Origin of the sequence: Rugamonas apoptosis (genome assembly GCF_014042355.1) — a bacterium.
GTDB lineage: Bacteria > Pseudomonadota > Gammaproteobacteria > Burkholderiales > Burkholderiaceae_D > Rugamonas > Rugamonas apoptosis.
In genome coordinates this window covers 1-15,166 of sequence record NZ_JACEZU010000007.1, presented here as the reverse complement: position 1 = coordinate 15,166, position 15,166 = coordinate 1, and the positions used below count along the sequence as shown (strand labels likewise).

The window sequence follows — 15,166 nt, the reverse complement described above, 5'->3', positions numbered from 1 at the left end:
GGGGCATGATGAACGACGAAATGTTGTTTATGGATGACGACGTGCGGCCCGAAACCGCGCTCGCCCTGGCGCCGTGGGAGGTGCTGATCGTCGATGACGAAGCCTCGGTGCATGAGGTGACGCGGTTGGTGATGGCCGATTTCAAGCTGGACGGGCGCGGCGTGCGCTTCACCGATTGCTACTCGGGGCGGGAGGCGCGGGCCGTGCTGGACCAGCCCGGCCGTTTTGCGCTGATCCTGCTGGACGTGGTCATGGAAAGCGAACACGCGGGCCTGGACCTGGTGCGCTATGTGCGCGACGAGCTGGGCGACGCCAACGTGCGCATCGTGCTGCGCACCGGCCAGCCTGGCCAGGCGCCGCAGGCGCAGGTGATCGAGACCTACGACATCAACGACTACCGCGAAAAAACCGACCTTACCCATGCCAAGCTGACCACCCTGTTTTACGCCACCTTGCGCGCCTACCGCGACCTGATGCGGCTGGAACGGGCACGGGCCGGCCTGCGGCGCTCGATCCATGCCATTACCGATGTGTGCGACTCCGACAACCTGCGCACGTTCTGTTCGGCCGTGCTGGCCCAGGCCGGCATCCTGCTGGGGCAGGAGGGGGAAGGGGTCAGCGCCTATGCCGCCGCCAGCATGGACGGCCGGCTGAAGGTGCTGGCCGTCACGCCCGCCTATGCCGGGCTGCAGGGCGAAGCGGGCATGGACGACTTGCCGCCCGAAGTGCGCGCCGCCTTCGTGCGCTGCACGCACGAACACCGCAACCACCACGGCGAGCGCTATCACGCCTGCTACTACCGCACCCGCGACGGCAACGAAAGCCTGCTCTACATGGCTTTTGGCGAGCCGATCGGCACCGACGAGCGCGAATTGCTGGCAGTATTTTCCGCCAACGTCGCCATCACCTATGAGAAGCTGTTGCTGCGCGAAGAACTGATGGCGCTGCGGGGCGCCAGGCTGGCCGCTCCCGGCCAGCTGTTCGGCGCGGCCGACGGCCGCCTGCTGGCGGAGGCGGCATTGCGCTCGATTACGGCATCGACCGCGCGCGCCCGGGGTGACGATTTCCTGCGCATCCTGGTCAAGGACCTGGCCGACGCGCTCGACGTCACGTATGTGATCGCCGGCCGGGTGATCGCCATGGCGGACGGCCAGGAGGGGATACGGACGCTGGCCGTGTGGGGCGGCAACGATTACCTGCCCAATATGGAATACGGCCTGCGCCACACCCCCTGCCAGGATGTGACGGACCAGACCATGTGCTTCCATGGCTGCGGCATCCAGGCCGACTACCCGCAAGACACGTTATTGGTCGACATGCTGGCCGAGAGCTATATCGGGATGCCGATGATCGATACCGAGGGCAAGACGCTGGGCATCCTGTCGGCCATCGACACCAAGCCTATCGATGAAAACAAGCGGCTGCTGGCGTTGTCGCTGCTGTCCATCTTTGCGGCGCGCGGTGCGGCTGAACTGCAGCATCAGGCGCGCGAGCAGGTGCTGGAGGAAAAAGTGGCGCAGCGTACCGAGGCCTTGCGCGTGGCCCGGGCCAGCCTGGTGGAGCAGGAAAAGATGGCGGCGCTGGGCGCGCTGGTGGCCGGGGTGGCGCACGAAATCAACACCCCGATCGGCGTGGCGGTCACGGCCGCGTCGGGCCTGAGCAGTTACGCTGGCCAGCTGCAGCGCAGCATCGGCGGGGAAAAAGTCAGCCGCCAGGAAGTGCGGGAACTGAGCGGCCGGCTGCAGGAGGCGGCTTCGCTGGTCGAGCGAAACCTGGCCCGCGCCGCGGAATTGATCGGCAACTTCAAGCAGTTGGCGGTGGACCAGGGGACCGGGCAGGTGTGCGACCTGTGCCTGCGCGACCATGTGCAGGGAGTGATTTCGGCCCATAGTCCGGAGCTGCGCAAGGCGGGCCTGCGCACCGAGCTGGAGATCGACCCGGCGATCCGCGCGCGGCTGGCGCCAGGGCCGCTGTCGCAAGTGCTGTCCAATTTGCTGATGAACGCGGTCAAGCACGGCTATCCGCATGGCGGCGCCGGTCTGGTCAAGGTGAGCGCCAGCGTGGAAACGGGAGAGCAGGGACGCTGGCTGCGGCTCGCGGTGGCCGACGACGGGGTGGGCCTGACGCCCGAGGCGCGCGCCCACCTGTTCGAACCGTTCTTCACCACCAAGCGCGGGCAGGGCGGTTCCGGGCTGGGCATGCACATCGTCTACACCATCGTGCATCAGATGGGCGGCCAGGTGATGCATGACGATAGTGTGGCCCGGGGCTGCACGATACGCATCCGGTTGCCGCTGCACGAGGCGGCGGCCGCCGCCACGGCTTAGCCGGCGGCCGCCATCGACAGGGCCACCGCTTCGGCCACCTTGATGCCGTCCACCCCGGCTGACAGGATGCCGCCCGCGTAGCCGGCGCCTTCGCCGGCCGGGAACAGGCCGCGCGTGTTCAGGCTTTGCAGCGTGTCGTCGCGGCGCTTGATGCGGATCGGCGACGAGGTGCGCGTCTCCAGTCCGGTCAGCACGGCGTCGTGCTTGAAGTAACCCTTGACCTGCTTGTCGAACGCGGGGAACGCCTCGCGCAGCGCCGTGACGGCGAATTCCGGCAGGATGCGGGCCAGGTCCGTCAGGTGCACGCCCGGCTTGTAGGACGGGACCACGCTGCCCAATTCCGTCGAGGCGCGGCCGGCCACGAAGTCGCCCATCAACTGGCCCGGCGCGTTGTAGGTGCCGCCGCCCAGTTCGAACGCCTTTTCCTCCAGCCGGCGCTGGAATTCAATGCCGGCCAGCGGGTGGCCGGGGTAGTCCACCTCGGGCGAGATGTTGACCACGATGGCGCTGTTGGCGTTGCGCTCGTTGCGCGAGTACTGGCTCATGCCGTTGGTGACCACCCGGCCCGGTTCCGACGCGGCCGCCACCACCGTGCCGCCGGGGCACATGCAGAAGCTGTACACGGCGCGGCCGTTGGAGGCGTGGTACACCAGCTTGTAGTCGGCCGCACCCAGGATGGGGTGGCCGGCGTTGGGGCCGAAACGGCACTGGTCGATCAGCGATTGCGGGTGCTCGACCCGGAAGCCGACCGAGAACGGCTTGGCTTCGATGTAGACGCCGCGGTCGTACAGCATCTGGAAGGTGTCGCGCGCGCTGTGGCCGACGGCCAGCACCACGTGGCGGGTGGCGATTTTTTCGCCGCTTTCCAGCGTCAGGCCGCGCACCTGGCCACCGTCGGGCGTCTGCTCGATGTCGATATCGACCACCTTGTTTTCAAAGCGGTATTCGCCGCCCAGCGCTTCCACGGTGGCGCGCATCTGCTCCACCATCTTGACCAGGCGGAACGTGCCGATGTGCGGCTTGCTCACGTACAGGATTTCCTCGGGCGCGCCGGCGGTGACGAATTCCGTCAGCACCTTGCGGCCGTAGTGCTTGGGGTCCTTGATCTGGCTGTACAGCTTGCCGTCCGAGAAGGTGCCGGCGCCGCCTTCGCCGAACTGCACGTTCGATTCCGGATTCAGTTCGCGCTTGCGCCAGAAGCCGAAGGTATCGACCGTGCGCTCGCGCACCTGCTTGCCCCGTTCCAGGATGATGGGGCGCAAGCCCATCTGGGCCAGGATCAGGGCCGCGAACAGGCCGCAGGGACCGGTGCCGATCACGACAGGGCGCTCCTGGCCGGCCAGTTGTACGCCGTCGGCGACGAATTTGTACGAGGTGTCGGGCGAGGGCATCAGGTGGATGTCGTGCTGGAGGCGGGCCAGCACGGCCGCCTCGTCGGCCACGTCCACGTCGATCGAATAGATCAGCACGATGGCCGATTTCTTGCGCGCATCATAGCTGCGTTTGAAGATGGTGTAGCCGCGCAGCTCGGCGGCCGGAATGCCCAGCCGGGCCAGGATGGCGGCCGGCAGTTCCGGCTCGGTGTGGTTCAGCGGGAGTTTGACTTCGTTGATTCGCAACATGATGGTTTCATTCTGTGGTTCCAGGGGCTCCGTAGCTAGCGGAGAGCGGGGCGGCGCCGGGGCGCGCGGCAACCCATGATTTTACCGTACCCGGGCGCGGCCGGTTCAATTGGGCGGGCTTGCGCGTCGCAAAAGGCAGGCCCTGCCGGCCGCGCGATGTGTTGTATTTTGTGCGAAATTGCCAAAAAAACCCCGGTCGCTGTCAAGGCTTTGTATCTTAATGTAACTTAACGTTGCTACAATAAAAACCTTGTTGACAGGAACAATGTTCATTTCTGTCAATAAACGGACAGGACCGCTGCGGCGGTTTTTTTATTGGTGCGTGCGGCCACGAACCGCTAGTCACCGCGTTGAGGGAGTTTTTGTATGCAGAAGAAAATCATTGTCCAGGCCATCGCGCTGCTGGGCTGCGTGGGCTGGAGCCAGGGGGTGCTGGCGGCCGATGAGGCGAACGTTGAGCGCGTCGTCATCACCGGTTCCAACCTGAAACGTACCGCGACGGAAAATCCGTCCGTGGTGCAGGTGTTGACCAAGAAGGACATCGAGCATACGGGCGCCGTGTCGGTGGCCGACCTGATGGCCAAGATCCCGGCCCTCGGCTCGAGCAACCAGGTCGATTCGCGCGACGGCGGCTTTTCCAAGGGCCTGGCCACGGCTTCGCTGCGCGGCCTCGGTTCCGCTTCCACCCTGATCCTGATCAACGGCCGCCGCATGTCGCCGGCCGCTTATGCCGACCCAAATGCCGGCCAGTCGACCCAGTATGACTTGAACGCGATTCCCCTGTCGGCGCTGGAACGGGTCGAGATCCTGAAGGATGGTGCATCGGCCGTGTACGGTTCGGACGCGATCGGCGGCGTGATCAACTTCATCACCAAGAGCAACTACAAGGGCGGCGAGCTGAGCTTGCAAGCCAGCCGCAACCAGGATAACGCCTTCGGCCGCTCCGGCTTGAACGGCGTGGTCGGTTTCGGCGACCTGGAAGAGAACCACTACAACGCCTTCATCGCGTTCGACGTGTCGCAGCGCGACCGCACTTCGCTGGCCGACGCTAAAGCGACGCAAGTGGAACAGAGCCGCATCATGGACGGCCGCCTGAGCGACTTCTACAGCGGCATCAGCGGCCACCCAGTGTTCTATAAGGAATCGAAGCTCGGTAGCGGCAGCTTCAACAAGTATGTCAGCGCCGACCTGGGCTGCAACGCGGCCGATATCCGCACCGGTTCCACGGCCCTGGTGCCGATGAAGTCCAACGATCCGCTGATCGGCAACAAGTTCTGCAACTACGACGGCTGGCAGTATGAGGACGCGGAAGGCAAGAACCGCAGCGGCAACCTGCTGGCGCGTGCCGAATTCAAGCTGGGCGGCGACCTGAAAGCGTTCACGGAAGCGGCCTACAGCCAGTCCGAGCTGTTCTACAGTGGCGTGTCGCGTTCGATGAGCGGCCGCAGCATCACCACCGTGTTCCCGAAAGATGGCGCCGGCACCCCGTTCCGTCCTGTGCTGGGCGTGAACCATCCGGACAACCCGACCCGCGGTACGGCCAATCCGGTGCCCGTGGCCGTGGCCTATCGCTTCACCGACGCCCCTGGCGGCAGCTCCAACGAGAACAAGGCCACCCGCCTGCTCGCTGGCCTGCAGGGCAGCAACTACGGCTGGGACTGGGATAGCGCGCTGCTGTACAACGAGTCCAAGCGTCACCAGCTGAGCAATGGTTTCCTGTACCTGCCGATCGTGCAGACTTTGATGACGCAGAATGTACCGTTGGCCACGATCGCCAGCACCCCGGGCGTGACGCGCAATGTCACGCTGGACGGCAAGTCCAGCATCACCCAATGGGATCTGAAGGGCAGTACGGAATTCGGCCAACTGCCAGGCGGCGCGATGGGCCTGGCCGTGGGTGGCGAGCTGAAGCGGGAAAAGATGAACATCGTGCCTGATCCGCTGACCGTGGACGGCAAGATCATCGGTCTGGTCAACACTTATTCGGACGCCAAGCGCGACGTGCATTCGGCCTTCGTCGAACTGCGCACGCCGTTCTTCAAGACCTTCGAGATGGACTTCGCCGGCCGCTACGACAAGTACGAAGGCTTCAAGTCGCACTTCACGCCGAAAGTGGGCGCGAAATGGGATGTGACCCCGACCTTCGCGTTGCGCAGCACCTACTCGGAAGGCTTCCGTGCGCCAGCGCTGACCCAGATGGTCAACGGCGGCACCCAGTACTTCGTCAACAACTTCGAAGACAAGCTGCGCTGCAACAAGCCTGGCTCGGACTCGACCGACTGCGTCAAGAGCCTGTCGGGTATCGCGGCCGCCAACAGGGAGCTGGAACCGGAAACCGCGCGCAGCTTCACGGCTGGCCTGATCTTCTCGCCCACCAGCAGCATCGACATCCTGGTCGACTACTACAGCATCCGCAAGGACAAGGAAGTGGACTTGCTGCCGAATACGGCCGTGGTGGACAATCCGAAGTACGCCGACCTGGTCAAGCGTGACCAGAACCCGGGCACCTGGCTGGTGGATGCCAACGGCAAGCCGATCCCGAACACGGGTCCGCTGATTTCGATCGCCACCCCGTACGTGAACGCCGGCGGCACCCGCACCAGCGGCGTGGACCTGGAACTGGACGTGCGCAACTCGCTGGGCGAGCTGGGCAAGCTGTCGACCCGCCTGAACTACACCTATGTGTTCGACTACAAGAAGGCGGCCGTGGTGGGCGACCCGATGTTCGACCTGGTGGGCACCAACGGTTCCATCAGCAACGACACCACCAGCGTGGGCGAACTGCCACGCATCCGCGCCACCCTGTCGAGCACCTGGAGCTATGGCGCGCACAACCTGACGGCCAACGTGAACTACGTGTCGTCGCTGTCGATGATGGCCCGCTACAGCACGCTGGATGACGGCACCACCGGCGCCTACGACCAGCCGTTCTGCCAGTATGGCCGTCCATCGCTGAACCCGCAGTACACCAAGTTCTACCCGGACTGCGAAGTGCACAGCTGGACCACGGTGGACCTGGCGTACGCGTTCACCGGCATCAAGAACACGGTGCTGAGCTTCAACGTCGCCAACCTGTTCGACTCGAAGGCGCCGTATGACCCGAGCTACGCGACGGGCGGCTACAACTCGGCAATTCATAACGCCCGTGGCCGCTACTTCACCGTGAAGGCCAACTACAAGTTCTGATGACCAGCCGGTCCTGAACCCGAAACGCCGCCATGCTCGCGCCTGGCGGCGTTTTTTTATTCCTGCTTGTTATCCCGGCTGATTGGCCCCGCTTATTTTCCTGCCTACATGCCGCCCCAGATGGCGTTCAGGGTGGCCAGCGCCGTCAGGCCGGCCGTTTCCGTACGCAGGATGCGCGGCCCCATGCCCAGCGCCAGCGCGCCATGGGCCAGGGCGGCCTGTTCCTCGGCCTCGCTCAAGCCGCCTTCCGGGCCGATCACCAGCGTGAGCGCCTGCGGCGCCTGGTGGCGCGCCCAGCCGGCCAGCGACTGTTCCGCGCGCGGGCTGAGGATGATGCGCCGGTGCAGGTCCTGCTGGGTGATCCAGTGGCGGTAATCCTGCAATGGGCCCAGTTGGGCCAGCCGGTTGCGCCCACTCTGTTCGGAGGCGGCCACGATGATGCCCTGCCAGTGCGCCAGTTTCTTCTCGGCCCGCTCCGGCGCCAGCCGCACCACGCAGCGCTGGGCCGCCAGCGGCACGATGGCGGCCGCGCCCAGTTCCACCGCCTTTTCCACGATCCAGTCCATCTTGCTGCCTTCGGGCAGGGCCTGGGCCAGCGTGACGGCATACGGCAGCTCGACGTCGCGCGCCACATGGGCCTTGATGGTGGCCGTCACGCTGCGCCGTTCGATGTGGTCCAGCATGGCGCTGTATTCGCCACCGTCGCCGTTGAACAGTGTGATCAGTTCACCGGGCGCCAGCCGCAGCACCTGGACGTGGTGCGCCACGGTGTCGGGCAAGGTGACGTCCAGGCCAAGGGCCAGTGGCTGGGGGGAGTAAAAGCGGGGCATGCTGAATCCTGAAGGTTGGGGGAGGGCGATGGCGGCCCCATGCATGCAGGATGGTAAAGGCGGCTGGCCGTTATGGGAAGGCCTGTGTCGCGTGCCGCGGTGGGCGGCGCAAAGAAAAACGCCCGGGAAAGCGGACTTTCCCGGGCGTTAGGCTGGCTTACAACTTAATTAAAAGTTATAGGTGCCGCGTACATAGTAGGTACGGCCGGTAGGATCCGAGTAGCGTGGATCATAGCCAGCTTGGAACTTGCCGGTCTGGAAGCTCAGCGGTGGATCGCGGTCGAACAGGTTACGCACGCCGGCGGTCAGGCTGAAGTTCTTGAAGGCTTCCCAGCTGCCATAACCGTCGAAGGTCGTGTACGACGATACCGTGTTGGTCGGTTTGAAGTCGATATAGCCGGTCTTGTAATGCGCCGCCAGGCCAGCACCGAACTTGCCGCTGTTCCAGGTCAGCGACATCGTGTTCTGCCAACGGAAGATGTTCGAGCCGTCGTCAGCGTACACGTTGACGTTCTGGTGCATCACGTCGCCGATGTAGTTCTGGTACTCATACTTGTGCACATAGGTCGCGTTCATGGCGAACTGGTAGGTGCCAAATTCGGCCGTGCGCATTTTGTAGGTGGCGCTCAGGTCCAGACCATTGGTGTTGAGGTCACCCAGGTTCTGCGTGCGCAGATCCAGGTAACCGCAAGTGGCTGGATCCGGGCATTGCGAACCGTCGATGGCCAGATTGCCGGCCGGGTTGCGGTGGATGTAAGGGCCAAATACGGCTGGTGCGGTCGGATCCAGGACGGTCGAGTCTTTCAGCGTGCTGATCTGGTGCGTCAGCTGGATGCTCCAGTAGTCCACGCCCAGGGTCAGGTTGTTAACCGGCTCCACCAGGATGCCCAGCGACAGGCTCTTCGATTTTTCCGGGCTCAGGTTCTTGTTACCGCCCAGCAGGGTTTCGAATTGCTGACCGCAGTTGGCCGCAGCCGACTTGCCCGCGATAGGCTTGCCGCCCGGGCAGTTGACCGGATCGTTCAGCGTGTTTTCGCCCGAGGTGTAGGTTTGCGGGTTGTTGATCTCATACAGCGACGGCGCGCGGAAACCACGGGACGCCGAACCGCGCAGCAGCACTTGCTTGCTAGGCTGGTAGCGGAAGCTGAATTTCGGGTTGGTGGTATGACCGAAATCGCTGTACTTGTCGAAACGCAGGGCGCCGGTGATGTCCAGGTTGGCCAGCACGGGAACGTTCAGCTCGGCGAACATGGCGTACACGTTGCGCGAACCTTGATTGTTGGTTTCTGGATCGATACCCGTGCTCGACACCACTTTGGCGGCGTAGTCGGCGTTGGCGACCTGCTGGAACTTCTCGTGTTGCGCCTGCGCGCCCACGGCCAAGGCGGCCTGGCGGCCCGAGTGGGTCCAGTCGCCCACTTCACGGCTGGCGTGGAAGTCGGCACCGGCGGTGGTGCCCTTGGCGTTCTGCACGTTGCCATCCAGCGCGGCGCTGGCCAGCAAGGCGTTGCCGGCGGCGCTCTGGTCGCCGAACGGGTTGATGACGCCGTTCAGGACGCCGGCACGGATGATGCCGCCATCGCTGTAACCGCGCAGGTTTTCCTTGACCTTGTTCTCGTTGTAGGTCATTGCGGCATCGTAGTCCCAGCCAGCCAGGTTGCCGGTCAGGGAAACGACCAGACGTTGCTGGTTGTTGATGTTTTCATCGGCGCGTGGGCCGTTCGGAACGTCACGCCACTTGACGTGGATGAAACCGGGCTGCGTGCCGCGCGGCATCGGGTCTTCCGTGTAGTTCGGATCCAGCGTGATCGTGCCGCTGGTCGGGTAGTAAGGATTGACCGAACCGTCAGGGCGCAGGCGGTTCATGAACAGGCCGCCGTATGGCACGGGCGCGATCGCGCTCTGCACCTTGCTTTGCGTGCTCAGCAGTTCGATACCCAGTTCATGGTTTTCGTTCAGCTTCAGAGTACCTTTGACCAGCGCGGTCGTACGTTCGCTCTTGGGCACGTAGTCGACGAAGCGGGAGGTGGTCATCTTGCACGAACCGTCGGCAGCTGGGGCCGTGAACAGGCCGTTGGCGCAGGTCGGGCCGGCCGGGTTGGCGCTGTTGCCGTCCTGGTAGTAGTTGCCTGGGCTGGTGGAAGTCGATACGCCGCCGAAGTAACGGGTGTTGAATGGGCGCTGGGTGCCGCCGATGCGGTGCTGCTCTTGGTGGTCGACCACGGCGAAGACGTTGAAGCCTTGCTGATCCAGGTCGCCGTAGCCGTAGCCGACGTTGAAGTTGTTGGCGAAGCCGCCAGCATGTTGTGGCGAATCGGCGCCCACGGTGACCGAGCCACCACGGAAGTCTTTACGGGTGATGAAGTTGATCACGCCGCCGACGGCGTCGCTGCCGTACAGCGAGGAGGCGCCGTCGCGCAGCACTTCGACGCGCTCGAGCGCGGCGAATGGAATCATGTTCAGGTCGGGTGCCGAGCTGTCGAAGGCGTTGTTGGCCAGGCGGCGGCCGTTCAACAGGATCAGGGTCTTGTCCGCGCCGATACCGCGCAGGTCGGCGAAGGAGGCGCCGCCGGTGCCGGAGCCAACCACCTGGCTGGTGCCCTGGTTCGCTTGCGACACACTGAGGTTGGCCAGAACTTGTTCAACCGTGGTGATGCCCTGCTTTTTCAAGTCAGTCATCTTGACCACGGTGACCGGTACGGCCGTTTCCGCGTCAATACGTTTAATGGCCGAGCCGGTAATTTCCACGCGCTGGATAGGCGCTTCCTGTGCCATCACGGGCTGGGCCAGAACGCCCAGGCCAACAACAACTGCGGTGCCGGAAAACATCTGGCGCAGCGAACGCGAAATAATTGTTTCTATCATCATTGCTTAAAACTCCTATGCTGACCTATTTAAGGGGTGCTTTATTGGATCACGCGAAATTCTAAATATCTTTTGGATAAGATCGGTAATTTCGGAAGGTGTATCAGACACTCAATGTAGCTCAAAGTCAACGAAGCGCTCCTAGGTGTTTCCGTCGAATGTCTCGGATTGGCCACAGTTGAGCGTGTGGGCAAGGAGCGATGACGCCGCTGAACCAACGCTGCGGCAAGTTTTATTTGTTTTTGTCCATTTTTTCGGTGCCTAACAGTTTTATATTTTGTTTTTTCAGTAAATAACTATGGAATAAAGGGTGTGGCTAAATATTTGGACAAATTTATGCTCGGCGGCCCATACCGGCCCCGCGGCGCGGCGCCGGGACGGCCTGCCGGGGGCTGCCGGCGGCTTCGCCGCCCGCCCATGTTGCCGCGCAAATCTATTTTGAGCACATCGGGTCTGCTAGAATAATGGGTTCAGCCAGTGGGGCCCCGCGGCCAGCCCGGCTCGTGTTACCGCACTGCAACCAGTTTCCCTACTTTCGTGATAGATAGACGATGACCTCTACGCTCCCCACCACCAAAATGGCTAACGCGATCCGCGCGCTGGCAATGGACGCCGTCCAGAAGGCCAATTCCGGCCACCCAGGCATGCCCATGGGCATGGCCGAGATCGCCGTGGCCCTGTGGAGCGGCCACTACAGCCATAACCCGGCCAACCCGAAGTGGATCAACCGCGACCGCTTCCTGCTGTCGAACGGCCACGGTTCCATGCTGCACTACGCGCTGCTGCACCTGGCCGGTTACGCCGTGAGCATGGACGACATCAAGGCCTTCCGCCAGATGCACTCGAAGACCCCGGGCCACCCGGAAGTGGACGTCACGCCAGGCGTGGAAACGACCACCGGCCCGCTGGGCCAGGGCATCGCCAACGCCGTCGGCATGGCGTTGTCGGAATACCTGCTGGCCAGCCAGTTCAATCAGCCTGGCTTTGACATCGTCAACCACTACACCTACGCCTTCCTGGGCGATGGCTGCCTGATGGAAGGCATTTCGCACGAAGTGTGCGCGCTGGCCGGCACGCTGCGCCTGAACAAGCTGATCGCCCTGTACGACGACAACGGCATCTCGATCGACGGCAAGGTCGAAGGCTGGTTCACCGACGACACGCCGAAGCGTTTCGAAGCCTACGGCTGGAACGTGATCCGCGCCGTGGACGGCCATGACGTGGCCGCCGTGAGCGCCGCCATCGCCGCCGCCAAGACCTCGGACCGTCCAACCCTGATCTGCTGCAAGACCGTGATCGGCAAGGGCTCGCCCAACCTGCAAGGCGGCGACAAGGTGCACGGCGCCGCGCTGGGCGACAAGGAAGTGGCGGCCGTACGCGAATACATCGGCTGGGACGCCGCCCCGTTCGAAGTGCCGGCCGACGTGTACGCGGCCTGGGACGCGAAAGAAGCGGGCGCGGCCCGTGAAGCGGCCTGGAACGCGCAGTTCGCCGCCTACCGCGCCCAGTTCCCGGCGCAAGCGGCTGAACTGAGCCGCCGCATGGCTGGCGAACTGCCGGCCGCGTTCGAAGGCGCGCTGGCCGCCGCCATCGCTTCCTGCGTGGAAAAGAAAGAAAACATCGCCACCCGCAAGGCCAGCCAGAATGCGATCCAGGCGCTGGCGCCGTCGCTGCCTGAATTCCTGGGCGGCTCGGCCGACCTGACCGGCTCCAACCTGACCAACTGGAAAGAGTGCGTGGCGCTGCGTTCCGGCCAGCCGGGCAACCACATCAACTACGGCGTGCGTGAGTTCGGCATGAGCGCCATCATGAACGGCGTCGCCCTGCACGGTGGTTTCATCCCGTTCGGCGCCACCTTCCTGACCTTCTCGGACTACAGCCGCAACGCGCTGCGCATGGCTGCGCTGATGAAGCAGCGTTCCATCTTCGTGTTCACCCACGACTCGATCGGCCTGGGCGAAGACGGCCCGACCCACCAGTCGGTCGAGCACATCTCGTCGATGCGCTTGATCCCCAACCTGGACAACTGGCGTCCCTGCGACACGGTCGAATCGGCCGCCGCCTGGGGCGCCGCCGTCAAGCGCCACAATGGCCCATCGACCCTGATCTTCTCGCGCCAGAACCTGCCGTACCAGGAGCGTAGCGCCCAGCAGATCGCTGACATCAACCGCGGCGGCTACGTGCTGCGTGACGCGGCCGATGCCAAGGCCGTGCTGATCGCCACCGGTTCGGAAGTGGAACTGGCCGTGGCCGCCGCCGACGCGCTGGCCGCGCAAGGCGTGGCCGTGCGCGTGGTGTCGATGCCGTCGACCGACGTGTTCGACCGCCAGGATGCCGCCTACAAGGCCGGCGTGCTGGGCAAGGGCTTGCCACGGGTGGCCATCGAAGCCGGCGTGACCGACTTCTGGTACAAGTACGTGGGCCTGGAAGGCGCCGTGGTCGGTATCGACACCTTTGGCGAATCGGCCCCGGCCGGCGTGCTGTTCAAGCACTTCGGCTTCACGGTCGAGAACGTGGTGGCAAAAGTTCAATCGGTATTGGCTGCCTGAATCCTTACGCAGCCAGTCGCAAGTCGCTGGAACCCTTTTTTTTCATAATCAGGAGTAAAGTATGACGATCAAAGTTGCAATCAACGGTTATGGCCGCATCGGCCGCAATGTGCTGCGCGCTTTCTACGAAGGCGGCAAAAAGCAGGACATCCAGATCGTGGCCATCAACGACCTGGGCGATGCCAAGTCGAACGCCCACCTGACCCGCTACGACACGGCCCACGGCAAGTTCCCCGGCACCGTGGAAGTGGACGGCGACAACATGATCGTGAACGGCGATGTGATTCGCGTGTTCGCACAGCGCAACCCGGCTGAAATTCCATGGGGCGAGCTGGGCGTGGACGTGGTGCTGGAATGCACCGGCTTCTTCACCACCAAGGAAAAAGCGTCGGCCCACCTGAAAGGCGGCGCCAAGAAAGTCATCATCTCGGCTCCAGGCGGCAAGGATGTGGACGCCACCGTCGTGTTCGGCGTGAACCAGAACGTGCTGAAATCGACCGACACCGTGATCTCGAACGCATCGTGCACCACCAACTGCCTGGCCCCGCTGGTTAAGCCATTGAACGACGCGATCGGCGTGGAAACCGGCCTGATGACCACCGTGCACGCTTACACCAACGACCAGGTGCTGAGCGACGTGATGCATGAAGACCTGCGCCGCGCCCGTTCCGCCACCATGAGCATGATCCCCACCAAGACCGGCGCTGCCGCCGCCGTGGGCCTGGTGCTGCCTGAGCTGAACGGCAAGCTGGACGGCTTCGCCATCCGTGTGCCGACCATCAACGTGTCGCTGGTCGACCTGTCGTTCATCGCCAAGCGCGACACGACCGTGGACGAAGTGAACGCGCTGATGAAGGCCGCCGCTGAAGGCCCGCTGAAAGGCGTGCTGACCTACCAGACCGAACCACTGGTGTCGATCGACTTCAACCACAACCCAGCCTCGTCCAACTTCGACTCGACCCTGACCAAGGTGTCGGGCCGTCTGGTCAAGGTGTCGTCGTGGTACGACAACGAGTGGGGCTTCTCGAACCGCATGCTGGACACCACCGTGGCGCTGATGACGGCCAAGTAATGGTGCGCATGGCCGCCGCGGCGGCCATGAAGCGAAAAAACGCTGCGTGGCGCAAGCCCCGCAGCGTTTTTTTATGGGGGCGGGCTGGGATGGCCGCGCCGCTGCGCCGCTTATTTGTAGACGCCCGAGCCGACCAGCATGTCGTCCAGCCGCTCCACATAGCCGGACTTGGTTTCCACCGCGTGGGTGACGGGATTGGGCCATTTATAGTCGACCCAGCCTTTGCCCTTGCTCTTGGCCAGTTCGACCATTTCCTGGATCACGGGTTTGCCTTCCACGTCGCGCAGCCCAATCAGGGGCTTGCCCACCATCTTGGGATTGTTGCCGTGCGCCAGGGCCTGGCCGTTCAAGTCATACACGTAGATATACAGGTCGCGTTCATGAAAGGACGGGTTGGCCACGTCGGCGATGGCGGCGAACGCCTTGGCCCGGCCGTCGCTCTTGATGAGGGCGACGGCGCGCTTGACCATGGCCACGGCCTGGTCGGGTGTGCCTTGCTCGGCGTGTGCCGGGATCCAGGGCGCCGCCAGGGCCGCCGTGGCGGCCAGGACGCAAAAGAGTGCTCGCATGACGGGGCTCCGTAGTTGGGGGGGGTGTCCCTATGTCGTTCGTCAAGCAGTTGTGACGGAGGCAGGACAATAAAGTGTGCCGTCTCGCATCATGGCGTAGATGACATCGCAGCGCCGCCTGGCGAGAGCAATTAGCGCTTGGTTGT

General features: G+C 63.7%; 8 protein-coding genes. 4 read left to right on the top strand and 4 right to left on the bottom strand.

From position 1 onward, the window contains the following. Window positions 1–5: 5 nt before the first annotated feature. Window positions 6–2,327 (top strand): DUF3369 domain-containing protein, encoded by a 2,322-nt coding sequence (locus H3H39_RS14605; RefSeq protein WP_182154136.1) that lies wholly within the window; start codon window positions 6–8, stop codon window positions 2,325–2,327. On the opposite strand, the gene H3H39_RS14600 is transcribed toward H3H39_RS14605, so the two are convergent. Next, the gene (locus tag H3H39_RS14600; RefSeq protein WP_182154135.1) at window positions 2,324–3,949 is read right to left on the bottom strand and encodes an NAD(P)/FAD-dependent oxidoreductase; all 1,626 of its coding nucleotides are present in this window, start codon (window positions 3,947–3,949) and stop codon (window positions 2,324–2,326) included. The genes H3H39_RS14605 and H3H39_RS14600 overlap by 4 nt on opposite strands. 366 nt (window positions 3,950–4,315) lie before the next feature. On the opposite strand from H3H39_RS14600, the gene H3H39_RS14595 reads away from it, so the two are divergent. Next, a complete protein-coding gene (locus H3H39_RS14595; protein WP_182154134.1) occupies window positions 4,316–7,135 on the top strand; it encodes a TonB-dependent receptor in 2,820 nt (939 codons plus the stop codon). A gap of 104 nt (window positions 7,136–7,239) precedes the next feature. Here the strand turns inward: H3H39_RS14595 and H3H39_RS14590 are convergent, their stop codons facing one another. Continuing rightward, entirely contained in the window at window positions 7,240–7,965 is a 726-nt protein-coding gene (locus H3H39_RS14590) for a 16S rRNA (uracil(1498)-N(3))-methyltransferase (protein ID WP_182154133.1), read from the bottom strand. A gap of 168 nt (window positions 7,966–8,133) precedes the next feature. Continuing rightward, the gene (locus H3H39_RS14585; protein ID WP_182154132.1) at window positions 8,134–10,833 is read right to left on the bottom strand and encodes a TonB-dependent receptor; all 2,700 of its coding nucleotides are present in this window, start codon (window positions 10,831–10,833) and stop codon (window positions 8,134–8,136) included. A gap of 548 nt (window positions 10,834–11,381) precedes the next feature. On the opposite strand from H3H39_RS14585, the gene tkt reads away from it, so the two are divergent. Further along, window positions 11,382–13,379, top strand: coding sequence for a transketolase (tkt, locus tag H3H39_RS14580; protein ID WP_182154131.1), 1,998 nt, complete (start codon window positions 11,382–11,384; stop codon window positions 13,377–13,379). 61 nt (window positions 13,380–13,440) lie between these two features. Next, the gene (gene gap / locus H3H39_RS14575) at window positions 13,441–14,451 is read left to right on the top strand and encodes a type I glyceraldehyde-3-phosphate dehydrogenase (protein WP_182154130.1); all 1,011 of its coding nucleotides are present in this window, start codon (window positions 13,441–13,443) and stop codon (window positions 14,449–14,451) included. Between the two features lie 110 nt (window positions 14,452–14,561). On the opposite strand, the gene H3H39_RS14570 is transcribed toward gap, so the two are convergent. Beyond that, complete coding sequence (locus H3H39_RS14570; RefSeq protein ID WP_182154129.1) at window positions 14,562–15,020, bottom strand: cache domain-containing protein; 459 nt, start codon at window positions 15,018–15,020, stop codon at window positions 14,562–14,564. Window positions 15,021–15,166 lie beyond the last annotated feature (146 nt).

Excerpts from the sequence above, each read along its gene's own strand:
- H3H39_RS14605 (WP_182154136.1), top strand. The coding sequence starts at position 6 with ATGATGAACGACGAAATGTTGTTTATGGATGACGACGTGCGGCCCGAA.
- H3H39_RS14600 (WP_182154135.1), bottom strand. The coding sequence starts at position 3,949 with ATGTTGCGAATCAACGAAGTCAAACTCCCGCTGAACCACACCGAGCCG.
- H3H39_RS14595 (WP_182154134.1), top strand. The coding sequence starts at position 4,316 with ATGCAGAAGAAAATCATTGTCCAGGCCATCGCGCTGCTGGGCTGCGTG.
- H3H39_RS14590 (WP_182154133.1), bottom strand. The coding sequence starts at position 7,965 with ATGCCCCGCTTTTACTCCCCCCAGCCACTGGCCCTTGGCCTGGACGTC.
- H3H39_RS14585 (WP_182154132.1), bottom strand. The coding sequence starts at position 10,833 with ATGATGATAGAAACAATTATTTCGCGTTCGCTGCGCCAGATGTTTTCC.
- tkt (WP_182154131.1), top strand. The coding sequence starts at position 11,382 with ATGACCTCTACGCTCCCCACCACCAAAATGGCTAACGCGATCCGCGCG.
- gap (WP_182154130.1), top strand. The coding sequence starts at position 13,441 with ATGACGATCAAAGTTGCAATCAACGGTTATGGCCGCATCGGCCGCAAT.
- H3H39_RS14570 (WP_182154129.1), bottom strand. The coding sequence starts at position 15,020 with ATGCGAGCACTCTTTTGCGTCCTGGCCGCCACGGCGGCCCTGGCGGCG.